Origin of the sequence: Mesorhizobium sp. C268A, assembly GCF_040324475.1 — a bacterium.
Taxonomy (GTDB): Bacteria; Pseudomonadota; Alphaproteobacteria; order Rhizobiales; family Rhizobiaceae; genus Mesorhizobium.
Map to the genome: position 1 here is coordinate 2,903,599 of NZ_JAMYVX010000001.1, position 22,457 is coordinate 2,926,055.

At 62.8% G+C, this 22,457-nt stretch carries 19 protein-coding genes; 6 read left to right on the forward strand and 13 right to left on the reverse strand.

Going from position 1 to position 22,457, the window contains the following annotated elements; all coding sequences use genetic code 11:
* The first annotated feature begins 6 nt into the window (after positions 1–6).
* Complete coding sequence (locus tag NKL06_RS14000) at positions 7–969, forward strand: phosphoenolpyruvate carboxykinase (ATP) (RefSeq protein ID WP_502903787.1); 963 nt, start codon at positions 7–9, stop codon at positions 967–969.
* 6 nt (positions 970–975) lie between these two features.
* Complete coding sequence (locus NKL06_RS14005) at positions 976–2,811, forward strand: ABC transporter ATP-binding protein (RefSeq protein ID WP_023694209.1); 1,836 nt, start codon at positions 976–978, stop codon at positions 2,809–2,811.
* A gap of 47 nt (positions 2,812–2,858) precedes the next feature.
* Here NKL06_RS14005 and NKL06_RS14010 read toward each other — a convergent pair whose 3' ends face one another.
* The gene (locus tag NKL06_RS14010) at positions 2,859–3,131 is read right to left on the reverse strand and encodes an exopolysaccharide production repressor protein (protein WP_023668815.1); all 273 of its coding nucleotides are present in this window, start codon (positions 3,129–3,131) and stop codon (positions 2,859–2,861) included.
* Positions 3,132–3,737: 606 nt separating this feature from the next.
* On the opposite strand from NKL06_RS14010, the gene NKL06_RS14015 reads away from it, so the two are divergent.
* From NKL06_RS14015 to NKL06_RS14025, 3 genes are all read left to right on the forward strand, one after another.
* Positions 3,738–4,415: a sugar transferase gene (locus tag NKL06_RS14015; RefSeq protein ID WP_023668816.1), complete on the forward strand. Its 678-nt coding sequence runs from the start codon at positions 3,738–3,740 to the stop codon at positions 4,413–4,415.
* Between the two features lie 218 nt (positions 4,416–4,633).
* On the forward strand, positions 4,634–5,857 hold the full coding sequence (locus NKL06_RS14020) for a polysaccharide biosynthesis/export family protein (RefSeq protein ID WP_032905925.1): 1,224 nt from the start codon (positions 4,634–4,636) through the stop codon (positions 5,855–5,857).
* Positions 5,858–5,971: 114 nt separating this feature from the next.
* A complete protein-coding gene (locus NKL06_RS14025) occupies positions 5,972–7,063 on the forward strand; it encodes an acyltransferase family protein (RefSeq protein ID WP_023694211.1) in 1,092 nt (363 codons plus the stop codon).
* A gap of 10 nt (positions 7,064–7,073) precedes the next feature.
* Here NKL06_RS14025 and NKL06_RS14030 read toward each other — a convergent pair whose 3' ends face one another.
* The 5 genes from NKL06_RS14030 to NKL06_RS14050 all read right to left on the reverse strand — a co-directional run bounded on the left by NKL06_RS14030 (position 7,074) and on the right by NKL06_RS14050 (position 14,420).
* On the reverse strand, positions 7,074–8,357 hold the full coding sequence (locus tag NKL06_RS14030; protein ID WP_023694212.1) for an O-antigen ligase family protein: 1,284 nt from the start codon (positions 8,355–8,357) through the stop codon (positions 7,074–7,076).
* Between the two features lie 275 nt (positions 8,358–8,632).
* Positions 8,633–9,460 (reverse strand): SDR family NAD(P)-dependent oxidoreductase, encoded by an 828-nt coding sequence (locus NKL06_RS14035; RefSeq protein WP_023694213.1) that lies wholly within the window; start codon positions 9,458–9,460, stop codon positions 8,633–8,635.
* 101 nt (positions 9,461–9,561) lie between these two features.
* Positions 9,562–10,047, reverse strand: coding sequence for an acetone carboxylase subunit gamma (locus NKL06_RS14040; protein WP_023668821.1), 486 nt, complete (start codon positions 10,045–10,047; stop codon positions 9,562–9,564).
* A complete protein-coding gene (locus NKL06_RS14045) occupies positions 10,044–12,248 on the reverse strand; it encodes a hydantoinase B/oxoprolinase family protein (protein WP_023694214.1) in 2,205 nt (734 codons plus the stop codon). The genes NKL06_RS14040 and NKL06_RS14045 overlap by 4 nt, the downstream gene beginning before the upstream one ends.
* Before the next feature lie 12 nt (positions 12,249–12,260).
* The gene (locus NKL06_RS14050) at positions 12,261–14,420 is read right to left on the reverse strand and encodes a hydantoinase/oxoprolinase family protein (protein ID WP_023694215.1); all 2,160 of its coding nucleotides are present in this window, start codon (positions 14,418–14,420) and stop codon (positions 12,261–12,263) included.
* A 110-nt stretch (positions 14,421–14,530) separates the two neighbouring features.
* Between NKL06_RS14050 and NKL06_RS14055 the strand changes: the two genes are divergently transcribed.
* Positions 14,531–15,310 carry a helix-turn-helix transcriptional regulator gene (locus NKL06_RS14055; protein ID WP_352580438.1) on the forward strand — a complete coding sequence of 260 codons (780 nt, stop codon included), beginning with the start codon at positions 14,531–14,533 and terminating at the stop codon, positions 15,308–15,310.
* Between the two features lie 19 nt (positions 15,311–15,329).
* Here NKL06_RS14055 and NKL06_RS14060 read toward each other — a convergent pair whose 3' ends face one another.
* The 7 genes from NKL06_RS14060 to NKL06_RS14090 all read right to left on the reverse strand — a co-directional run bounded on the left by NKL06_RS14060 (position 15,330) and on the right by NKL06_RS14090 (position 22,446).
* Positions 15,330–15,911 carry a DUF1349 domain-containing protein gene (locus NKL06_RS14060; RefSeq protein ID WP_023694216.1) on the reverse strand — a complete coding sequence of 194 codons (582 nt, stop codon included), beginning with the start codon at positions 15,909–15,911 and terminating at the stop codon, positions 15,330–15,332.
* A gap of 14 nt (positions 15,912–15,925) precedes the next feature.
* On the reverse strand, positions 15,926–17,365 hold the full coding sequence (locus NKL06_RS14065; protein ID WP_023694217.1) for an aldehyde dehydrogenase family protein: 1,440 nt from the start codon (positions 17,363–17,365) through the stop codon (positions 15,926–15,928).
* Positions 17,366–17,530: 165 nt separating this feature from the next.
* Positions 17,531–18,016 carry a hypothetical protein gene (locus NKL06_RS14070; protein WP_023694218.1) on the reverse strand — a complete coding sequence of 162 codons (486 nt, stop codon included), beginning with the start codon at positions 18,014–18,016 and terminating at the stop codon, positions 17,531–17,533.
* Between the two features lie 100 nt (positions 18,017–18,116).
* The gene (locus tag NKL06_RS14075) at positions 18,117–18,998 is read right to left on the reverse strand and encodes an ABC transporter permease (protein WP_023694219.1); all 882 of its coding nucleotides are present in this window, start codon (positions 18,996–18,998) and stop codon (positions 18,117–18,119) included.
* Positions 18,995–19,954, reverse strand: coding sequence for an ABC transporter permease (locus NKL06_RS14080; protein ID WP_031208550.1), 960 nt, complete (start codon positions 19,952–19,954; stop codon positions 18,995–18,997). The genes NKL06_RS14075 and NKL06_RS14080 overlap by 4 nt, the downstream gene beginning before the upstream one ends.
* Positions 19,955–19,991: 37 nt before the next feature.
* Complete coding sequence (locus tag NKL06_RS14085) at positions 19,992–21,635, reverse strand: ABC transporter substrate-binding protein (RefSeq protein WP_023689970.1); 1,644 nt, start codon at positions 21,633–21,635, stop codon at positions 19,992–19,994.
* Between the two features lie 34 nt (positions 21,636–21,669).
* Positions 21,670–22,446 (reverse strand): DUF427 domain-containing protein, encoded by a 777-nt coding sequence (locus tag NKL06_RS14090; protein WP_023694221.1) that lies wholly within the window; start codon positions 22,444–22,446, stop codon positions 21,670–21,672.
* Positions 22,447–22,457: the final 11 nt, after the last annotated feature.

Here is a 22,457-nt window from a genome sequence, read left to right on the forward strand (position 1 = left end):
GCCAACATGCCACTCACCGCCGATGCGATCCGCGATGCCGGCCATCCCAAGGCTCGCGCGCAACGCTTCTACAGGGCTTATGGCCTGACGATCGGTTCGCAGGTCGAATTGCCCGAGCTGGAGCCGAGCGCGCCGGCGGCGGTCGATGTGGTGATTACAGTCGGCCCGATCGACTTGCCAAAACCCTCGCCCGAGACCGGAACTGCTTTCCGCTTCGAGGCGCGGCAGCAATATCTGGCATGGCAGACGGTCGGCGCGTTCCTGATTACCGATGCCTGCCGCATCGAGGTGGAGCCGGCGCCTGATGTCGACGACGCGCTGCTGGCGTTTCCGCTGCTCGGTCCGGTCATGGCACTGCTCCTGCACCAGCGCGGCCTGCTCATCCTGCACGCCAGCGCCATTGCCGTCGGCGTCAAAAGCGCTGTTTTCATGGGCGACAAGGGCGCCGGGAAATCGACGACGGCGAGCGCGATGATCCGCGCCGGCCATCGCTTGCTGACCGACGATGTCGTAGCGCTCGATCTCACGGACCGGCCGATGATCGTTCCGGGTTTTCCGCAGCTGAAACTCGCCGCCGATGCGGCCGCCGCGTTTCCCATCCGCCAAGCAGAAATACGCCCGCAGGTGCATGCGGCGATCGACAAGATGCAGCATCGCCTGCACGCCGGATTTGCGGCAGACGCGGTGCCGGCGACCCGGATTTATATCCTCGAGCGCAGCGACAAGGCAGCGATCACGCCGCTGCCAGGCATCGGCGCCCTGCCGGCCATCATCAAATTTTCCTATGTGACGCGTTTCGGCCGTCCAGCCCTGGTCGGCGATTTTGCCACGACACATCTTCGCCAATGCGCGGCCCTGGCCAGCCAGGTCGGCGTCTGTCGCCTCGAAGTGCCGACCGGGCTCGACCGTATCGGCGAAGCCGTCGCCCTGATCGAAAACGATCTGGCGGCCGACAAAGGGCCGCGGTGAGCTGACATGTCCGCATCGCAGATCCTGCGCTTTTCGTTTTACCGCGATGTCGCCGGCTTCGGCGTCGCCATGGCCCGGATCGGCGGGCGCAGGACCTTCACGGCATTGCTGTTCCTGATCCTGGGAAGCCTGACCGAAGGCATTTCGATCCTGCTTCTGGTGCCGCTGCTGCATCTGGTCGGGCGACCCGAGCAGAATTTCGCGGTCAGGTTGCCTGACCGCGACTGGGTGCGCTGGCTGGCGCCGGACGGAACGCTGCAATTGGCCACGGTGCTTTGCCTGCTGGTCGGGCTTGTCGCGCTGCAGGCAGCGTTCAATCGCTATAAATCCGTCTACATGGCGCGGCTGCTGCTCGACTTCATCAATCGCCTGCGCATGAACCTGTTCGAGAGCATCGGCAAGGCGCGGTGGGGGATATTCGCGCGCATGCGCAGCTCCGATCTCGACCATGCGCTGACCGGCGATATCGACCGCGTGCAGTCGGCGGCGTTCTCGCTGCTGATGCTGGTGCAGATCGCCGTGCTTCTGGCGGGTTATCTCGTTGTCTCGCTGTTCATTTCGACAGTAATGACGGCGTTTGCCATTGTCGTCGGCATCGTCACCTTCCTGGCACTGCAGCCGTTTCGGGCACGAGCCAGCGCCTTCGGCCGGGTTTTGACCAGCAATCGCCAGGAGCAGTACCGAACGGTCTCGGAGTTCCTCGGCGGCATCAAGGTGGCCAAGAGCCTGAATGTCGAGGCGACCTATTACGCGCAGCTTCGCGCGACGCTGGAGAAGATGAAGGCCGACAACATCAACTATGTGCGCAACAGCACCATCGGCACCGCGCTGTTCCAGGTCGCCAGCGTCATTGGTCTGAGCCTGTTCATCTATGTCGCCCTGGTCCGCTTCAACCTCTCACTGGCCGAGATCGTAGTCTTGCTTCTGGTGTTCATGCGCATCGCGCCGCGTTTCATGGACATGCAGATGCAGGCGCAGCAGGTGCTGATTAACCTGCCGGCCTATGCCTCGATGCGCGACATGCAGGCGCGTTTCGATGCCGAACTCGAGCCGGCAAACCTCGAATCGGATGCCAAGCTGTCGCTCGATGTCGGGCTCAACATCCGCAATGTCTCCTTTGCCTATGAGGCCGGCGGCAAGCCGGTGGTGAGCGATGTCACCTTTGGCCTTCCCGCTGGCAAGGTAACGGCGCTGATCGGTCCGTCAGGATCGGGCAAGAGCACGCTTGCCGACATGCTGCTTGGCCTGCTCGAACCGAGCGAGGGCAAGATCCTGGCCGATGGCGTCGAGATCGGCGCGACCAATCGCCGGCGCTGGCGCGACCAGGTGGCGTATGTGCCGCAAGACGTGTTCCTGCTGCACGATACGATCGCCGCCAATCTGCGCCTTGCCGCGCCGCAAGCCAGTGACGCGGAGCTGTGGACTGCACTGCGCGCTGCGCATGGCGCCGACTTCGTCGAGCGGCTGGAGTTGCGGCTCGACACGGTGGTCGGCGACCGCGGCGTCCGGCTCTCGGGCGGCGAACGCCAGCGCATCGCGCTGGCGCGCGCGCTGCTGCGCAAACCTTCGCTGCTCATTCTCGACGAGGCGACCAGCGCGCTCGACTGGCAGAACCAATCCCTGATCGCCAAGTCGATCGACGGCTTGCGCGGATCGATGACGATCCTGACCATTGCGCACAGGCCATCGATGATCGCCTTCGCCGACTGGGTGGTTGCAGTCGAAAACGGACGAATCGTCGAAGTGGGGCAATATCAGAGGTTGAAAGCGAAGGCCGGCAGCCGCCTGTCGAAAATGCTTTCAGGCGAGCAATCGGAACCCGAGCCGGCCGAAGCAGGCTGAGTCCGGCTGCAAGATGATCCGAGGCCGACCTTGCGGCTTCAGACTGTTCAATGCACGCTGCGCCTCGCCGAGAGCTTCTCGCCTTCAACCGCCTTGTCGGCGCCGAGGCTTCTTTCGGCGTCGCGAGCCCTGTCGGCCGATGTCGGCGCGCTCCTGGCGATCATCACATACACCAGCAGGAAATAACCGATTTGGATGAGGACAGCGCAGCCGATGACGCGAAGCACCGTTGTGGTGACCGTCGCGCCGTCGACATAGGACCACGCGACCACGATCGCGAGGGCGAAAACCATTCCAATGACGAATTTTGGTAATGACATGTTCGGCGGCCCGTCAACCGGCCCGAGCATGCAAAAGCGATGACTTACCCACCCGAGTATCTCCCCATTCGCCATGCGAGCTTTTTTAGCTGCTCTTTTTCGGCCGGTTGCTTCCGGCCTTCCCAACCCATCCAGACTCTATCAGGAATAATTTGCGACTCTATTAAGGCGCGAAACTGACGGCAAGGGCAACCAGCAATAATTTTCGGCTTGGCGGCGGCTTGGACTCCGCCATGCTGCGATGCACACGCAGGGGTGGTGGCCTAACTCGTCATGCGCTTTATACTACAGTAGAATCTGCAATGTTGATTAGTATTTTACTTGATTAACTTAGCAAAGCCAGTGATTCGAAAATCATTTAAAGCCGTTCCCTCTGCGGCAAAGGACGATTTGCCCAAAACCCGGCGAAAAAAGGCATTACATTTCCTACGGTTGCTAATTATTCGTCACAAACCCGCCATAAAGGGCAAAATTTGGGCAAGGAGGGTTTATTATTTAGTCAATTCCTGACGTGACTATTTCAGCCATATGGGAAATTGTGTGTTGCGCTGCAGCATTTTTTGGTATCGTGGCATAAACCATCCGTTCAACGTATGGAGCTTTTGCATGAGGGACGTTGCCAAGTCGGCCAATGCGGCATTTTCGCATGTCGGCGTAGATTTTCCGCCACCCATCGGCGGGCTGCTGAAGCGCAGTTTCGATATTTTCGGTTCACTTGTCGGCCTGGTGGCGCTTAGCCCGCTGTTCCTGATGGTGGCCCTTCTGGTCAAGCTTTCCGACGGTGGCTCGATCTTCTACGGCCACAAGCGCATCGGACGCGGTGGGCGGATTTTCCCCTGCCTCAAGTTCCGCACCATGGTCGAAGACGGCGAACGTGTGCTGGCCGCCTATCTCGCGGCCAATCCGGAAGCCAACGCCGAATGGATCGCGACCCGCAAGCTGAAGAACGATCCGCGCGTCACCCGCGTCGGCGCCGTTCTGCGCAAGCTCAGCCTCGACGAGCTGCCGCAGATCATCAACATCCTGCAGGGCGACATGAGCCTTGTCGGGCCTCGCCCGGTGGTGCGCGACGAGCTTGAGATCTACGGCAGCGCCGCGGTCTATTATTTGAAGTCGCGGCCGGGCCTGACCGGGCTTTGGCAGGTCAGCGGACGCAACGATGTCTCCTATGACAGTCGCGTCGCGTTCGACCGTCACTATGTCGAGAACTGGTCGCTGTTCGAAGACGTTCGCATCATCCTCAAGACCGTGCCCGCGGTGTGGATGTCGCGCGGTTCCTACTGACCGACCGCAACTGGTCAGCAATCGGGCCGGTACGGCCCGAAGCCAATCCGGTCCAAAGCTATTCGGTGATGGGCCGGTCTCGCATTGCAGCCATAGTATTCTGCCAGGTTCCGAAGGAGGCACTCGGCAGCAGGCCTATCGGGCGGATGGGGCCAAAACGGATCGGAAACGTTCAGTTGAAAACAGACATATCAGCGTATTTTCGCCTTGCCGGCCCGATGCGGCCGGCACGGCTCGTCGCCACGTGCCTCGCTCTGTCGCTCGCGGTTCCGGCCATGGCCGACGAGTACCGGCTCGGCTCGCAAGACAAGCTCAACATCCGCGTCGCCGAGTGGCAGACGGTGGAAGGCACGTTCCGTGACTGGTCGGCGGTAAACGGCGAATATTCGGTCGGTCCAGCCGGCAATTTGTCGGTGCCGTTCGTCGGCGAACTGCCGGCCGCCGGCAAGACCACGTCAGAGGTTGCGGCCGCGATCAGCGTCGCCCTGCAGCGCAAGCTTGCCTTGTCGGACAAGCCGGAAGCCTCGGTGGAAATGGTGCAGTTCCGGCCGTTCTACATCTCGGGCGAGATCCAGACGCCTGGCCAGTTTCCCTATGTGCCGGAGCTGACCGTGCTCAAGGCGATCAGCATCGCCGGCGGCATCCGGCGCAACGCCGATTTGGGCACCCAGCTCGGCAAGGACCTGATCACCGCCAAGGGCAATTTCGACATTTATGACGACCAGCGCGTGCGGTTGATCGTCAAGCGTGCCCGCATCGATGCCGATCTCGCCGGCAAGGAGAGTTTCGAGGCGCCTAAGGGAGTCGAGGGCGACCCGCGCCTGGCGACAATCGTCGCCGACGAAATGCAGATCCTGATCTCCGACCAGAAAGCGTTGAAGCTGAAGCTGCAGGCGCTTGACGATCTGAAAGGGGTCCTGCAGTCCGAAATCGAGGCGCTGCAGAAAAAGATCGTCAACCAGCAAAAGCAGGTCGACCTGGCGCAGCAGCAGGCGGACAGTATCGGTCCGCTGGCGCAAAAGGGCCTGGTCGCCAACGCACGCCTGCTTTCCTCGCAACAGTCGGTCACCGATCTGCAGGGCAAGATCCTGGACTATGAGACAGCGATCCTCACCGCCAAGCAGTCGGTCAGCAAGGCGACGCAGGATGCCATCGATGCCCAGAACACGTTGAACTCGAGACTTGCCGCCGACCGGCAGCAGGTCGAAGCAGACCTCAACGAAGCCGCACTCAGGGTCAACATGCAACAGGGCCTGATGGCCCAGGCATCGGACCCGGCCACGACCGCCGCCATCACAAACAACAATGAAGAGCCGGCGCTCATCTATTCGCTGGTGCGCGTGACCGACGGCAAGACCAGCGAGATCGACGCCAAGGAAGATACACCGGTGCTGCCGGGCGACGTCATCAAGGTGAAGCTGGCGCCGACGGCCAGCCAGTAAGTTCCTGTCTCGCTCAGCTAGACCGGAACGACGGAGGGGCGGGATGAACAAGTTCGGCTCGTTCGCGCCAGGGTGCGGGCGGGAACTTCCGTTTTTCGACCGCTTGAGGCAAAAATGCAGCCCGCTGCCCCGCGCCACGTCTATCTCAATCTCGATGCCATCCGCGGCGTCGCGGCGATCAGCGTCATGCTCTACCACTTCTCGCCGTTCCTGGCCGCCGGCAAGGTGCTGCCGTCGAGCTATCTGGCGGTCGACCTGTTCTTCCTGCTCAGCGGCTTCGTTATCGCGCATGCCTATGACCGCAAGATCGAAAACGGCATGGGCTTCGGCACGTTCGTGGCGATCCGCCTGATACGCCTCTACCCGCTCTACCTCGCCGGCACACTGCTCGGTTTCTTCTATCTCATCATCAAGAACCGGCTGATTCCGGCGGAATACATGCCGATCTCCGAGATCGGCACCATGCTGACAACGGGCATGTTCTTCATCCCGCTGGTCAGCGATGCCTATCACACGATCTTTCCGCTCAACCCCGCGTCGTGGTCGCTGTTCTTCGAGCTGATCGTCAACATAGCCTATGTCGCCGTCTTCTTCCTGCTGACGAAACGCGTGCTGAGCACGCTCATCGCCGTCAGCCTGGTGTTGCTGGTGGTCGTCTCTATCATTGCCGGCACGCTCGACTTCGGCATGACCGGCTCGACCATCATCAGCGGCCTGCCGCGCGTCTGTTTCTCGTTCTTCCTGGGCGTGCTGCTTTGCCGGTCCATGACACGCTATCAAAGCGGGCTCGGCTTCCTGCGGCGCGGCTGGTGGGTCGAGGGTGCGATCGCGCTGACGCTCATCGTCTTTGCCATCGCGCCGGCCGGCGGCGCGCGCGTCGCCTACGATCTCGCCTGCGTCGTCTTTGTTTTCCCGGCGCTGGTGGTGGTCGGCACTATTGCGCCGACGGCGCCGCGCCTGTCAGGCCTCTATGGCTGGCTGGGGCGGATTTCCTACCCGATCTACATCATCCACACGCCGCTGCTGATGATCATCGCCGGGGCGGGCAAGGCCGCAGCGATCGACCCGTTCGCGCATCATCCCTGGTTCGGCATCGTCATGGCGGTTTCGGTCATCGTCATCGCCGACATCGCCACGCGCGTCTATGACGAGCCGTTGCGCCGCTTCCTGCAGCGGCTGATGCTGCGCAAGCGCGCCGTCGCGTGAGATAAGCAAGTCAGACGCGCGCCGGCATGCGGCCGTTGGCGGTGTTCTCGTCCGGCACCGGAACATAGGCCCGCCTTGCCCTGGCGAGCGGCACCGGGCGCAGCTTGAACAGGCCGTAATAGACGATGAACGAGGCCATGAAATAGGGGCCGAGGATCTCGACCTCGAAGAAGGAGCGGATCAGCATCATGCCGACCGCGCCGGCGAGCACCACTGAATCGGCGCTCCAGTCACCGAACACCACCTTCGAAACATGGCCCCAGAAGGAGCGCAGGATGATCAGCGCCAGCATCGTCACGCCGATGAAGCCGAGCTCGACCAGCGTCTCGATATAGGTGTTGTGGAAATGGAAGCCGGTGCGGGTGGAGATGTAGAACTCGGCCCAGAGCCGTTCCGGATCGGCAAAACCCTGGATCCAGTAGGCGGCATAGCCATAACCGAGCACCGGACGCTGCTGCGCGGCGGCCCAGCCCTGTTCCCAGAGATAGGTGCGGCCGGTCAGCGTCGAATCCTTGCCGAAGATGCCGAGCACGACATCGAGCAGGCCAAGGTTCAGCGCAGCCATCACACCGCCGACCAGCGCGGTAGCGCCGACGACGAACAGCACGCGGCGGTAGCGGCGTGACAGAACCTTGCTCATGGCAAGCAAGGCAACGACACCGATCACCGCCGGAAGCGAAGCGACCGACGTCGCCGAGTGGGCGATCGCCAGCATATAGACCGACAGCAGGATGATCGGCGCGGTCCAGACGAAGCTCATCCAGTTGCGCCGGTAGAAGGCCAGAAAAGCGAAGCAGAAGAAGATGCCGAGCGAGGCGAAGAAGCCGATCTGGTTCTTGGAGCCGAAGGCGCCGACGAAATTGGTGGTGCCGTCGATAGTGTCGAGCGCATAGGCGCCAACCTTCAGCGAATACAGCAGCACGATGAAGATGCCGATCAGCGAGCCCAGCACCAGCGTGCGCGTGCTGATGGTGCGCGCCGCGATGTAGGCGCACAGCATGTGGGAGAAATATTGCAGCCCCGCCCGCGCGCTGGTGCCGGCCGCTTGCGACCAGAACAGCGACAGGCAGACATAGGCCGCAAACAGCAGCGGCAGCCAGGCGCTGGAGAGATCGCGGGCGAAACGCCGGTAATCGACGAACAGCAGCGGCAGCCATACCATATAGTAGGCGAGGATCAGGATCTGGCCGAAATTGGTGGAGTAGGCGAAGGCAAAGACCGACACCGCAACGGCGAAGGCGGCATAGGCCTTGTTGTTGTCCGGATCGATCAGAATGGATTTCGGGATCTTCATATCCGTACCGGATTTCTCATGCTGCCGCCTTTCGGCTGGGCTGAAGCGCCCATGGTCGGCTTTTCTGCGTCATGCGCGATCGCCGGAACCTGCCCTTGCCGGACCCCGATCAGCGGGCATCCATTGTGCAGTGCACAATATAACCTCTATCGCCTGTCACTCAATGGTAAATTTGCCGCGAGGGGTAAAGTTGCCGCAGGCAGGGCCAAAACGACCATGCAACCGACAAATGGCGTTAATGCGGCTCGCTCGTTCGAAAATTCAAACTGTGGCCGCTACCACAGCGCTCCGCCGGTGACCTGGATGTTTTCCATGGTGATGCCCTTGGCCAGATCCGAGCACAGGAACACGGCTAGAGCCGCGATTTCCTGCGGCTGCAGCATGCGCTGCTGGGGATTGCCCTTGGCGATCTCGCCCATCGCTTCCTCGGCGGTTCTGCCCTTGCCCTCACGCTCGACGACCTGCGCCACGTTGCGGCGCATCAGTTCGGTCTCGACCCAGGTCGGGCTGATCATGACGCAAGTGACACCGTGCGCGGCGCCTTCCAGCGCTACACAGCGGGTAAGGCCGAGCAGCCCGGCCTTCGAGGCGCAGTAGGCCGGGTTGTCCTTCCAGCCGACGGAAGCCGCCGTCGAGCCGATGTTGACGATACGGCCCCAGCCGCGCTCGATCATGCCGGGCAGCACAGCTCGCGTGACGCGGAACGCTCCGCTGAGATTGGTGTCGACGATCTTGTCCCACAGCGCGTCGGAATGGCCGCAGACCGGCTGTTCGGCGGTGGTGCCCGCGGCATTGACCAGTATGTCGGCCGGGCCGATGGCGGCCTGCGCGTCGGCTGCAAACCGGTTGGTCACCTCGCTGTCGCGGACATCGAGATGGGCGGCACAAACCCTGGTGCCGTGTGCCGACAGGGCCAACCGCACGCGCTCGAGTTCATCGGCGCCGGGATAGTAGGCGGCGTCGGATCTGTCGGCGCCGGCGGGCGCGATGTAGGAGCCGACGGCGACATTGGCGCCGGCTTGCGCCAGGGCCGTCGCAATGGCGAAACCCATGCCGGAAAACCCGCCGGTGACGATGGCGCTGCGGCCGGAAAGGTCTGTCATGGTGGGCAGTCTCCGATGCGACGTACGATGCGTTTATTCATAGTCCGTCGCCGGCTAGGAGCGCTACCTTGCCGGCAACGCGGCCGTAACATCGAGTTTCGCTAAAGCGGTTTGCCCAGCCACTCGCGGTAGAAGCCTTCGAGATCTGGCTCGAAATCATGGACGATCGGGTAGCCCGGCGCCGCCGCTTCCACTTCGTGCATGGTGCCGCATTGTGGACAGATGAATTCGCGAATTTCCATCCATTGCGGATCGGGAATATCGCTGTTGGGATAGATCTCGCGCAGCGCTTCCTCGGTGTTTCGCACGTTGATCGCGGCCTTGAGCTTCCAGTTCTTGCGGTAGTCGCCGAAGGAGTGGCCGCATTCGCAGCGGGTGATCCGTTCATCGCCGCTTTGGCAGATGAAGAGGTGATCCGAGACCGGCAGCAGGATCGGGTCCTTCCATGCGACACGGTCCTGATAGACGGCGAGCATCTTGAAGAAGCGGTCGTCGTCCTTGTAGGCGCTCATGATGCGCTTTGTCTGCGGCCAGGGCAGCTTGCCGGCTGAGAGATCGCCGAGGACTTCCTTGCTGTATGAGGTCATGGCTTTGCTCCCGGCATGAAGATCGATCTGGCGTCGACGGTCCAGAAATCACTGAAATCCCTGGTGAAGCGCGACGATAGCTTGATCGCGCTGGCATACATTTTCTTCACCTCGGGCGCGAAGTCGGCCTTCTCGACACGGCCGCGTTCGGCAGCGATCCAGTCCGAAACCGGGATCGCCTTGGCCAGACGCTCTCTGCGCATGGCGGCACGACGTTCGACGGTGGCGTCGATATCGGCAACCGGATAACCCTCGGCGTCGTCCTTCAGCACGATGCCGAAAATCTGGATCGCCGCCTGGCGGGTGAGAAAACCGTTCTCGACATCCCAGGCGGTCTTGACCGGATCGCGCTCCAGCACGTCGCCGTAACCGCCGCCACCATTGTAGGAATGGCTGAAGATGTCCCCCGACTTGTGCGGCGAGGTGATGTAGGGGCCTTCGACCACGGCATGGTCGCCGCCGATGTTCTTCTCGTAGTCGGAGACATGCGGATCGATACCTGGGGCATGCGCGAGCGGTTCGCCTTTTGCCGCCAGTTCGTGGATGTTGGAGTTGCGCACCGCGCGATGCTTCTGGCAGGTCGGCGCGGGATAACCGCCGCACATGCCGCCATTGTCGAATACCCGCGAGGAGTGTTCCGAAGTGTGCAGTCGCAGGTGCGAGGTCTTGTTGATCAGCCAGGTCGAGACGAAGGAACAGCCGCCGCGATATTTGCCGGCGCCGCCCGAATTGGGCATGATCGAGCGGCCGATATAGACCATCGGCATCGACTGTTCCCAGACCTCAATGTTGCCCATGTCGGATTCCGGATTCCAGCCGACATAGGCGGTGTCGAGGCCATCGGCGATGGCCAGCGCGCCGGAGCCGGCGGCGGCGCATTCGAAATGCGCCATGCCGAACGGCGTGCCGTACTGGCTTTCGCCGCCCATCTCGATCATCGGGCTGTTGACCTGGCCGACGAAGGCTTCCTCGACGAAGCCGCGCGCGACGAAGCCGCGCGACAAAAGGCGCTGGAACACGCCATAGGCCGGCAGCAGCAGCGCCCAGGATGTGGCGGTCGCCACCATCTCATTGTCGGGGTTGGTCCAGGTGCCGTGCGGCAGCTTCAGCTCGGTCGCCATCCAGGCGCCGTCATTGACCAGGCCCTCGAAATTCATGTGCTGGGTCAAGGTGACGAACATGCCTCCATCCATGCCGGCCGGCGTGCAGTTCATCGAATGGTAGCCCCAGGGCTGCGTGCCCTCGAAGTCCATGGTGATCTTGCCGTCGGTGGTGATCTCCATCTCGATCGGGATGTTGTAGAGCCAGTCGGGATCGCCAAGCAGCTGGAAGCCGGGCTTGCCCGCCGTGACATGGCCATAGAAGGTGTGGCCACGATAAATGCCGGGCACGGTGAGCTGGCGGGTGCGGGCGAGCTGGGCGCGACGGCCCTCCTCGATGAACTCCTTCGACACCTTCATCCAGTAGTCGAGGCCGATCTCGGAGATCAGCTGCTTGACGCTTTCGCGCATGTCGATGCAGGAGGCGACCTTGGCCTTCTCGTCGAGCACCCAGTAGATCGGCATGCGTAGATTGCGCTCGCAGCGGATGACGTAGTCGCGGCGGATCTCGTCATTCTCGCCGATCTTCTCGGCGCAGACGAACAGGCCTTCGGTGAAGCGCTCCTGCGCCAGGCAGACGTCGCCGCCGGGCGTGATGCCGCCGGCTTCGAGCTCGTGGCAGACCGCACCGGCCCAGCCGACCAGCGTGCCTTCATGGAAGATCGGCACCACGTCCATGACGTCGGGCACCTGCACGGTGCCGATGAAGGCATCGTTGTTGGCAAAGATGTCGCCTTCGCGGATCTTCGGGTTTTCCTCGTAATTGTTCTTGATCATCCATTTGATGAAGCGGCTCATCGTGTGGACGTGAACCATGATGCCGTTGGACAGCGCGATCGCATCGCCCTCGGGCGTATAGATCGCCACCACCATTTCGCCGACTTCGCGCACGCCGGGCGAGGCCGAGATGCGGCGGGCCATTTCGCGGGCCGAGACGCAATAGGCGCGCAGCTTGGTGTGCAGCGTCTCGAATTTCAGCGGGTCCTGGTTGCGTAGCGTGAGCTCGGTGATGCCGTCATAGCAGCCGGTCTCTTCCATCAGCCGTTCTGAATCGAGCAGCCGTTCGCGAAGGCGCAGGGCCGAGGCAGGTCTGTCCAACATGGCGGTGCCCTTTCAAGAATGGGTGTAATGCAGCAGCGTCCACTCATCGACGTGGACACGGTCCTGCGGATGAACAACGAGCGTGGTGGCGGGATGTTCGATGATGGCCGGACCGATCACCTCATGGCCGGGCTGCAGTAGGTCCATCTCGTAGAGATTGGCCTTGTGCCAGCGTCCCCCGATATAGGCCTCGCGCACGCCCTTGTGCGCTGCTGCCGGGGCCGACTTGCCGAGCGGGCGCTTCAAGAGCACCGGCTTGACCTTGTCGGCAGTGGCGATCAATCCGAGCTCGGTGATGGTGAAGCCGGCTTCGCCATAGCGCGAAACGCGATGGTTGACCTTGGCGTAGACCGCCTCGAACTCGTCGATGACCCTACGCATGTCGTCAGCCGAATTGACCTCGGCAAGCGGTGCCATGACCTCGACATCCTCGAGCTGGCCGGTGTAGCGCATCATCAGGAACGGCACGGTCTTGATCTTGTCTCTGATATGGCCGTCGCTGATCATCTCGTCGACCGCCGCCTTGGTGAGATCATTCCAGACGTCGGTGACCTTCTTGCCGAAAGCGAGCAGCTCGTCATCGCTTGCGCGGGCGCCGATGTCGTGCTGCGTCGAGACCGAATGCCGACGCATGAAATCGGCGGTGGTGCAGCCGAAGGCCGAGAAGGCGGCGGCAAACTGGAAGGTGATGATGTCCTTGAAGCCGATGCCCCTGGAGCAGCCGGCCAGATGCAGCGGACCCGAGCCGCCATAGGACAGCAGCGTGAATTCCGAGGGATGGATGCCCTGGCCGGAGATGACCCGGCGCAGCGCGTTGTTGGCATCGGCTTCCAGCATGTCGATCACGCCTTCGGCAGCCTCCTCGACACCGACGCCAAGGATGCTGGAGCATTTTTCCTCAAACGCTTTGCGCGCCTTCTCGACCTGCAAGACGACCTTGCCGCCGAGGAAATAATACGGGTTGAGGCGGCCTAGTATGGCGTCGCAATCGGCGATGGTGGGTTCAGTGCCGCCCTTGGCGAAGCAGATGGGGCCGGGGTCGGAACCGGCGCTTTCCGGCCCGAGCGAGACTTTCTTGGTCAGCGGGTCGACCTTGAGGATCATGCCGGCGCCGGCGCCGATCGTGTCGAGATGCAGCGTCGGCACGTTGAGCTTGAAACGGTCCATCAGCGGCTCGTTCTCGATCCGCGTCTGGCCGCGCGAAATGACGCCCATGTCGAAGGAGGTGCCGCCCATGTCCGAGCAGATCAGGGAGTCGTTGCCGATGAGCTTGCCGACATAGGCCGCGCCGAGAATACCGCCGATCGGGCCGGAAATCATGGTTTCGTGCAGGCGCGGATGGTTGATTGAGGTCAGGCCGCCAAAGGACAGCAGCGTCTGCACGCCGTATTTGAAGCCGTATTTTTTCGAAACGTCCTCGATACCCCTAAGCTGCTTGCGGCCGCGCGACGTCGCGTAGGCTTCGATCAGCACCGAGTTCAGCCGCGACTGTTCGCGGATGACCGGGCGGACCTCGTGGCTGGTGTAGATGAGGATGTCGGCGCCGGCTTTCAGCACCTCCTCGCGGCATATCTCGGCGATGCGCTTTTCGTGCACCGGATTGACGTGCGAGAAGATGGTCATGATGCAGATCGCCTCGACCTTGTCGGCGATCAGCTTCCTGGCTGCAGTCGCGACCTCATGCTCGTAGAGCGGCAGCACGATGTCGCCGAACTGGTCGATGCGCTCGGTGACGCCATGGGTGCGACGGCGCGGCACCAGCGGATCGGGATGATGGTGGGTCACCGCATGCAGCCGGTCGGCATAGGAATAGTCGGCCCAGGCCTGCAGGCCGCGACCCATCAGGATCATGTCTTCCAGACCCTTGGTGGTGATCAGGCCAAGCCGGCGCCCGGTGCGCGACAACAGTGTGTTGAGCATGCCGGTGCCGGAATAGAGCACGACGTTGACGCCGGAGAACAGCTGCTCCAGCGAGATACCCCAGGCGTCGGCCGCGTCTTCGGCCGATGCGAGGAAGCCTTCGGCTTCGTTCTTGGGCGTGGTTGCCGACTTGCCGATCTTGAAGTGGCCGTCCTGGTCGACAAGGATCGTGTCGGTCATGGTGCCGCCGGCGTCGATGCCGATGACGATTGGATTGCCGACGATGGGGCTGGTGAGGTTGGGTTGGGTCACGGTCGCCTCAGGATTGCTCTAGGATGGCTCAAGCTAGATTCCTTGGGCGGCCTTGCGCCATATGCCAAAAGACACAATGACCGCCGGACCGGGATCGCCGAGAAAAGGGCATGCGCATGGGCAATATCTGGGGGCCGCTCGCCAGGGCGATTGCCGCCACCGGTACGGACAGGCATGTCGACTGCCTGATTGACCTGATCGGCGCCGATATCGAGCACGATCTCGTCACCGTGACCCGATATTCGGCGACGCAGACGCCGGAATTCATCAAGCACCGGCGCTTCTCCGACGAGATGGTCCGGCGCTATCTCGACAATTACTACGTCTTCGACCCGTTCTATGCCTCGTGGCGGCGTGAGCAGAGGCTGGGCATCCTGCCGCTGAAGCGGCTTGCCGATGACGAGGCCAAGCGCGGCCAGTACATAGCGGGCTTCCTGGCGCAGTCGGAAATCTGCGACGAGGTCGGCATCATGCTGGCCGATGGCGGCGACTGGTGCCTCGGCATCTTCCTCGACCGCTCGACCTCCACCTTCAAGGAGAGCGAGATCGCCCTGCTGGACGAGCGGCTGCCGGTGTTCGAGGCGTTGCATGCACTCGACATTGAGGCGCGGGGGACGGAATTCTCCCGGACATCGGCGCCGACCGGCCCCGGCGCCTCGCCCCGGCAGGAGCCGACCATCCCGGCGAGCCTGTGGCCGGAGCTGTCGCTGCGCGAGCGGGAATTGGTGCAGTTGATTCTGGCGGGACATCCGACCGCCAACATCGCGGAACGGCTCGGCATCGCCGTCGGCACGGTGAAGAACCACCGCCGCCGCATCTACGAGAAGCTCGACATAACCACCGAACGGGAGCTGTTTTTGCAGTTCTTCCAGCATCGGGCAGACGGTTAGTCCGCCATCGATATGGCCGTCAGTCGTGCAATTGCCTGGAAATCGGCGGGCCGACAGTAAAGCCGGAGAATGTTACCTCAAACCCTTCGCGCTGCGGCGAGCAGCACATCATGCCGACATCGACGGATTTGGAGACCGGGAAATAAGCCAGCCGCACCGGCTTCCACTTGCCATCGGTGGTATCAAGATATTGGATGCGGATCGCCTCGGCGTGACGGGTCAGCCGGATGCGCACGCCGTCGGGATCGTTGGGGATGCTAAGCAGCGACCAGTCCGAGGTGTCATTGGTGACGACGACGGAGAAATAGGCCAACCCGTCCGTGTATTCGATGCCGGCCTTGATCCAGTGCGTTTCGCTCAACCGCAGCATCAGCCCGGCCTGGTCGTAAAGCACCTTGTAGTCGCCCTTGACGGCGACTTCGGCGCTGAAGTCGCCCTCGACCGGCCGATACAGGAAATGGCCATTGTCACGCCAGAAACCGTAAAAGGTTTCGCGCCAGAAGTCGGTTTCCTTGCCGGTGCGCACATGCACCGTGTCGTCGCCGACAACATGATGCGGCGGCGGGTTGAGCCAGGTCAGGTCCTCTTTCGCCGCCGTCATCGGTTCCCCCGCGATCAGCCGGCAAATGTATAGGCCGTCTTTACCGTGGTGTAGAACTCCGCGGCATAGCGGCCCTGCTCGCGCGGGCCGTAGCTCGATCCCTTTCGGCCACCGAACGGGACGTGGAAATCGACGCCGGCGGTCGGCAGATTGACCATCACCATGCCGGCCTCGGAATTGCGCCGGAAATGCGTGGCATGCTTGAGGCTAGAGGTGCAGATGCCGGAGGTCAGGCCGAAGGGCGTGTCGTTGGCAACCGCAAGCGCCTCGTCATAGTCCTTGACGCGAATGACGTTGGCGACCGGCCCGAAGATTTCCTCGCGCGAAATGCGCATGGCGTTGGTGCTCTCGGTAAACAGCGCCGGCCGGAGGTAGAAGCCGGGCGTTTCGCGATCGAGCCGCTCGCCGCCGAAAGCGAGGTTGGCGCCTTCCTGGCTGCCGATGGCGATGTAATCCTCGTCCTGCTTGAGCTGGCTCGCATCGACGACGGGCCCGATCTGGGTCTTGGCATCGAGCGCATCGCCGATGACGAGCTTTTCCAGGCGCTCCTTGAGCGCGGCAACGAAGCGGTCGTGAATGCCTTCGGTCACCACCAGGCGCGACGATGCCGTGCAGCGCTGGCCGGTCGAGAAATAGGCGCCGTTGATGGCGCACTCGACAGCCGTGGCGAGGTCGGCGTCGTCGAGCACAACCATCGGGTTCTTGCCGCCCATTTCGAGCTGGAACTTGCGCATGTGCTCGACGCTTGCCGCGGCGACGCGTTTGCCAGTGCCGACCGAGCCGGTGAAGGTGATGGCGTTGAGGTCGGGGCTGTCGAGCATGGCCTGGCCGACCACCGAGCCCTTGCCCATGACCAGGTTGAGCACGCCTTTCGGCAGGCCGGCGCGGTGCAGGATGTCGACAATGGTCCAGGCGCTTTCGGGGACGAGTTCGGCCGGCTTGAAGACGATGGTGTTGCCATGCGTGAGTGCCGGCGCGATTTTCCAGGTGGGAATGGCGATGGGGAAATTCCACGGCGTGATAATGCCGACGACGCCGACGGCTTCGCGGGTGATCTCGACGCCGACGCCCGGGCGAACGCTGGGCACCAATTCACCCGACAGGCGCAGCGTCTCGCCGGCGAAGAAGTCGAAGATCTGGGCGGCGCGGATGGTCTCGCCAATGCCCTCGGCCAGCGTCTTGCCCTCCTCGCGCGACAGCGCGCGGCCGATCTCGTCCTTGCGCGCCATGATCTCGTCCGAGGCCTTTTTCAGCACGGCGTGGCGCACCAGCGGCGCGGAGCGCGACCAGGCCGGGAAGGCGGCTTTGGCCGCCGCTATGGCCTGCTTTGCCTGTTCGGCGCCGGCCGAGGCATATTCGCCAACGACATCGCCAGTGTTCGAGGGATTGATGTTGCGCGAGCCGGCCTCGCCTACCCACTCGCCATCGATCAGATTTTTACGAAACAGGCTCATGTCGCGGTTTCCTTGTATTGGTTCGCTGGGGGTGCCGTATGCCTGAATCATTTATCAGACAAATGACGACACTGTGAGGGCTGAAATCTAGCTGCGGACTGGATAGCCGATGGCGCGCGGCTATGAAAGCCGCGACCTCAAGATGGACAATATGAAGCGGCCCTGTCAGGTCGGAAAAGTCCAGAACAGGCAAGCCAGCGTCGCCGCGGCGAAGATGACGAAGAACAAGCTCCTGAGCAGGATGTTGCGGCGCAGCTCGTTCATGGTGAAATGGCTGCCAACGATGGCCGCGGCGAACAGGAAACGCCAGTTCAGGAGCGCCCACAGCACGCTGCTCTGGCCGAAAGCCCAGCGGGCGACGAGACAGCCGACAATTGTGGCGAACAGGGCAATCACCGCCCAGAACAGCGCATCCGCAGCATGGGTCAAGACGATGCCGGCGGCGCGGATCGGCAGGATCATCATCAGCATGGCGCCGAAAAAATAGACGGCGGCGAGCGGCAGGAACGAGCCGGCATCGGCAATGCCGTCCAGCCGCCTCACGCCGATCGCGCCATAGGGATAGCCGTGCCTGGCCACCGCCAGGCTGAGCGCCATGAGCAATGCGGTGAGCACCGCGACCAATGCGAATGTAATGAGGGCCTTGCTCATGCCGTTCCTTGCTTTGAGGCCCTGTCAGAGCCGAATCACGAGGAACGATTTTAGCGCACGGTCCGCGATTGCGCGTCAGCTTTGCTGAGCGTTCCGCTCTTCACCGGTCGCTGTTTTCGAAGGCCCCCATGCCTTGCGCGATCAGATTGGTTGCCATGACAAGCGAAACGATGGCTGCGGAGTTGAAGATCACCACCCACCATTTGCCGCCGGTCAGGAAGCCGTAGCCGTCGGCGACCGCCAGTCCCCAATCGGCTGAGGGAGGCTGGATGCCGAGGCCGAGGAAGCTCAGCGTGGCGATCGAAAAGAAGGCGTAGCCAAGCCTTGTGACCAGCTCGATGAGGATGGTTTCCCTGACATTAGGCAGGATCTCGAGGAACATGATGGAAAGAGCGCTCTCGCCGCCGAGACGAGCGGCGCTGACATAGTCGCGTTCGCGCTGCTCGCGCACGGCGGCACGCACCGTCCGTGCCACCAGCGGGGCATAGGCGATGCCGATCACAAGGATGACGGTGAGGTTCGATGGCCCAAGCGCGACCAGCGTCATGGTGACGAGAACGATGAAGGGAAAGGCCATCAGCGTGTCGAGCAGCCTGGCGCCGATGGCGTCGATCAGCCCGTCGAAATAGCCGAGCACGAGGCCAAGCACGCTGCCGGCGGCAACGCCGAGCAGTGTTGCTGCCGGCGCGACCAGCAGGATGTCACGCGAGCCGACGACGATGCGCGACAGCACGTCGCGGCCAAGTTGGTCGGTGCCGAACCAGTGCGCGGCATCAGGCGGCGCCAGCATGGCGAGGAAATCCTCGGCATAGGGATCGTAGGGCACAAACAGGCTGCCGAACACGGCGCAGCCGACCCAGAACAGCAGGATCAGCGAGCCGATGATGACAGAGGGCGGCAGCTGCGAAACGGTCTCGCGGATGCGACTTGCTGCCCGCCAGCCCAGCGTACGGCGCTCCGGCAATTCCATCAGTTCCATCATGGCGACACACGGCGGCGCTGCCGCGGATCGAGCAAGGCATTCACGAGATCGCCTGCCGCGGCCGACAGCACGAAGATGGTCGCCATGACCAGCACGCCGGCTTCGAGCATCGGGAAATCGCGCGCCTTGGCGGCGTTGAGGACAAGGTTGCCGAGGCCCTGTATGCCGAACAGGGCTTCGATGACCACCAGACCACCCAGCATGTAACCGGTCTGCGTCGCCAGCACGGCGATGGTCGGCGTCAGCGCATTACGCAGCACGTGCCGGATGAGTATCTCGCGACGCTCGAGGCCCTTCAGGACGGCGGTGCGTGTATAGTCGGCGGCCAGCGCCTCGATCACGCCGGCCCGCGTCATGCGGGCGATGTAGCCGGCAAGGTTCAGCACCAGCGGCAGCGCCGGCAGGATCAGGTAATAGCCACTGACCCAGAGCCCGGCGCCATCGGGAGCAGCGCCGGTGATCGGGAACCAGTTCAGCCACAGGCCGAAGACGATGAGCAACAGCAGGCCGGAGACGAAGTCCGGGACAATGCCGAAGGACACGCCGGCGAGTACGATCAGGCGGTCGATAAAGCGGCCCTGGTTGAGACCGGCGACGATGCCGGCGCCGATGCCCAGCGGCAACAGAAAGACGAGGATAATTCCGGCAAGGGCCGCCGAGCGCTTGAGGCTTTCCAGAACGAAGGGCGCCACCGGCAAACGCAACGACAGGGAGGTGCCGAAGTCGCCTGACAGCACGCTGCTGAACCAGTGCCAGTATTGCACGAGCACCGGCTGGTCGGCGCCGAGCTGCCTGTTCAGCGCCGCGACGGCCTCGGCATCGGCGAACGGCCCGAGCATGAGGCGGGCGACATCGCCGGGCAGAACCTGCCCGGCGAAGAACACCAGCATGCTGACCAGCCACAGCGTGAGCAGAAGCGAGGCTGCCCGCACCGACACAGTGCGGCCGGTCAGCATCGGATTCCGGTGCCCGGAGTGGCTGGACGTCTCGCAATCATGCCTGGGCGAACGTCACGCGATCGAGCAGCAGATGCGAGATTGCCGTGAAGCGGACGCCCTCGACCTTCGACGAGACGATGCGGCTGTATTGCGAGAAGTAGCTGATGATCAGCGGCGTCTCGTCCAGCAGCAAGGTCTGGATCTTGCCCGCGGCAAGGCGTTGCGCCTGAAGGTCGCGGGCCTTGCCGTATTCGAGCAGCAGCCCGTCATAGGCCGGGTTGTTGAAATGCGCGGCGTTCCAGGCGCCCGAACTCTTCAGCGTCGCGTTGAGGAAGATGTCGGGCGTGCCGCGATGGCCAAAATCGGTAATGCCGAGATTGGAATCGAGCCATGGCGACGAGCCGAACTTCGCCGAGCCATAATAGGCGTCCTGCGGCAGCACGTTGAGCTTGATGTCGATGCCGGCCTTCTTGGCGAAGTTCTGGATCAGCACCGCATAGTCGGGAATGTCATAGGCGCGTTCGGTGGTCAGCGTCACCGGGAAGCCGTTCGGCACGCCGGCCTCGCCAAGCAGGCGCTTGGCCTCGGCGATGTCCTGCTTGCGCTGCGGCACCGACGGATCGGCCGAGGGGAAGATCGGCGCAAACGGCGTGTCGTTGCCGACAATGGCGCGGCCCTTGAGCAAGCCCTTGACCACCGCCTCGCGATCGATGGTGAGCGCCAGTGCGCGGCGGATGCGCTTGTCGGTGAACGGCGCCTGGTCGGTCCGCAGATGCACCTCGTCATGCGAGCTTGCCTGCACGCTGAGCAGCTTGAAGTTGGGATTGCCCTCGATCGCCAATTCCAGCCGGGTCGTGCTCGGGATGACGTCGAGCTGGCCGGCCTGCAGCGCCAGCACCTGCGCCTGCTCGTCGTCGAAGAACTTGATTTCGACGCGGTCGGGCAGCGCCTTGTCGCCCCAATAGTCAGGGTTGCGCACGAAGCTGGCGCCCTGCTTGGGGCGGAAGGATTCGAGCTTGAACGGGCCGGTGCCGTTGAAATTCTTCTCGAAATCGCCGGCATAGTCGGCCGGCAGGATGACGGCATTGTAGACGTCGGAGGAGACATAGAAGGGGAAGTTGCTGTTGGGCCCGTCGAGGTCGAAGGCGACTGTCTGGTCGTCGACGACCTTGGCGCCGCCCTTGGACAGGATGCCCTTATAGGCCGACAAAGCGGACGAACCGCTGGCCGGATCGACCAGCCGCTCGAAGCTCGCCACCACATCCTTGGCGGTGACGGTGCGGCCGTCGTGGAATTTCACGCCCGGCCGCAATTTGAAGGTCCAGCGGCTGGCGGTCTCGTCGGCCTCCCACGACAGAGCGAGCTTGGGCTGCAGACCGTCCTTGGGATCGTCGAGGATGAGATATTCGCCGACCTGGCTGATGACGCCGATGCTGGCCGGATCGGTGATGGAGACGGGATCGATCGCCTTGGTCGGCTGTCCGAGCCCAACGCGGACCGTGCCGCCGGCGCCGGCAGCGCGCGCCGTGCCGAAACCAACAAGTCCCTGCGAGGCGGCAAAGCCGGTGAGGCCGATCAAGGCTGCGTATTTCAGCAGATCGCGGCGCTTGAGGAAGCCGGCCTGGTGCTCATCGACGGCGACGTTCCAGATGTCGCCGGACAGATTGCGAAGCGTATCGATATCGTTGCGTTTGGTCATTTGAAACCCCTGTCTGAAATGACTGTTGAATGGCTTAAGCGACTGGTTCGCCGTCGAGATGGATGCGGTCGACGGCTTGCGGGTAAAAGGCGATGAGGCCCCTGATTTTGGGCATTTCGGCAATGGGATCGCGGTAGCTCCAGGCGACATCGGGGCTCACCGAGCCGTCGGCGCGCAGGCCCGACCAGTAAGAGGCAATGCCCTTGTAGGGACAGCGCGTCGTGCTGTCCGAGGCGACCAGACGGTCGAGCCTGACATCGTCCGGATGCAAATAGAAACGCGTCGGCAGATGCGTTTCGAACAGCAGCACCGGGCGATGGCTGTCGGCGATCACTTCGCCGTCGAACCAGATCTGGACGTGACTTGAACTCTGCAGCACATCGATGCGTGCGTATGGATCGCGGGCGTGGACGAAGACTTCTTCCTCCTCCTCGAACCATTGGTCGACCGCTTTCCAGGTGAAGGCGATGCGTCCGGCCAGCGGCGACAGGCTTTCATCCGGCGGCGCGACAAGCGACCAGGCCGCGTTGGGCGAAGCTTTTTCTCCCGTCTCCAGGTTCCAATAGGTGGTTTCGCCACCGACGGGATGGGGCTGGCTATGCTCGGACGGCTTCAAGAGCGAGCGGTCCACCGAGGATGCCGGGAAGAAATAGATCGGCAGGAAATGGTTGGAGCGCAGCACCAGGACGTTGCGGCTGTCGGCGATGGTGCGGCCGGCGAATTTGACCCGAATGCGCTTGGGGCTGTGCAGAACATTGATGAGCTGCGGAGCCGTGGCTTCGCGGGGCTGGAGTTTTGGCGCTGCGGTCATACCAATTGCTC

What these genes read in the sequence shown, in the direction of transcription:
- NKL06_RS14090 (WP_023694221.1), bottom strand. Translation starts at nt 22,446, where the DNA reads ATGACCGCAGCGCCAAAACTCCAGCCCCGCGAAGCCACGGCTCCGCAG.
- NKL06_RS14065 (WP_023694217.1), bottom strand. Translation starts at nt 17,365, where the DNA reads ATGAGCCTGTTTCGTAAAAATCTGATCGATGGCGAGTGGGTAGGCGAG.
- NKL06_RS14040 (WP_023668821.1), bottom strand. Translation starts at nt 10,047, where the DNA reads ATGACCTCATACAGCAAGGAAGTCCTCGGCGATCTCTCAGCCGGCAAG.
- NKL06_RS14010 (WP_023668815.1), bottom strand. Translation starts at nt 3,131, where the DNA reads ATGTCATTACCAAAATTCGTCATTGGAATGGTTTTCGCCCTCGCGATC.
- NKL06_RS14070 (WP_023694218.1), bottom strand. Translation starts at nt 18,016, where the DNA reads ATGAGCAAGGCCCTCATTACATTCGCATTGGTCGCGGTGCTCACCGCA.
- NKL06_RS14030 (WP_023694212.1), bottom strand. Translation starts at nt 8,357, where the DNA reads ATGAAGATCCCGAAATCCATTCTGATCGATCCGGACAACAACAAGGCC.
- NKL06_RS14000 (WP_502903787.1), top strand. Translation starts at nt 7, where the DNA reads ATGCCACTCACCGCCGATGCGATCCGCGATGCCGGCCATCCCAAGGCT.
- NKL06_RS14020 (WP_032905925.1), top strand. Translation starts at nt 4,634, where the DNA reads ATGCGGCCGGCACGGCTCGTCGCCACGTGCCTCGCTCTGTCGCTCGCG.
- NKL06_RS14025 (WP_023694211.1), top strand. Translation starts at nt 5,972, where the DNA reads ATGCAGCCCGCTGCCCCGCGCCACGTCTATCTCAATCTCGATGCCATC.
- NKL06_RS14055 (WP_352580438.1), top strand. Translation starts at nt 14,531, where the DNA reads ATGCGCATGGGCAATATCTGGGGGCCGCTCGCCAGGGCGATTGCCGCC.
- NKL06_RS14085 (WP_023689970.1), bottom strand. Translation starts at nt 21,635, where the DNA reads ATGACCAAACGCAACGATATCGATACGCTTCGCAATCTGTCCGGCGAC.
- NKL06_RS14015 (WP_023668816.1), top strand. Translation starts at nt 3,738, where the DNA reads ATGAGGGACGTTGCCAAGTCGGCCAATGCGGCATTTTCGCATGTCGGC.
- NKL06_RS14005 (WP_023694209.1), top strand. Translation starts at nt 976, where the DNA reads ATGTCCGCATCGCAGATCCTGCGCTTTTCGTTTTACCGCGATGTCGCC.
- NKL06_RS14080 (WP_031208550.1), bottom strand. Translation starts at nt 19,954, where the DNA reads ATGCTGACCGGCCGCACTGTGTCGGTGCGGGCAGCCTCGCTTCTGCTC.
- NKL06_RS14045 (WP_023694214.1), bottom strand. Translation starts at nt 12,248, where the DNA reads ATGTTGGACAGACCTGCCTCGGCCCTGCGCCTTCGCGAACGGCTGCTC.
- NKL06_RS14035 (WP_023694213.1), bottom strand. Translation starts at nt 9,460, where the DNA reads ATGACAGACCTTTCCGGCCGCAGCGCCATCGTCACCGGCGGGTTTTCC.
- NKL06_RS14075 (WP_023694219.1), bottom strand. Translation starts at nt 18,998, where the DNA reads ATGATGGAACTGATGGAATTGCCGGAGCGCCGTACGCTGGGCTGGCGG.
- NKL06_RS14060 (WP_023694216.1), bottom strand. Translation starts at nt 15,911, where the DNA reads ATGACGGCGGCGAAAGAGGACCTGACCTGGCTCAACCCGCCGCCGCAT.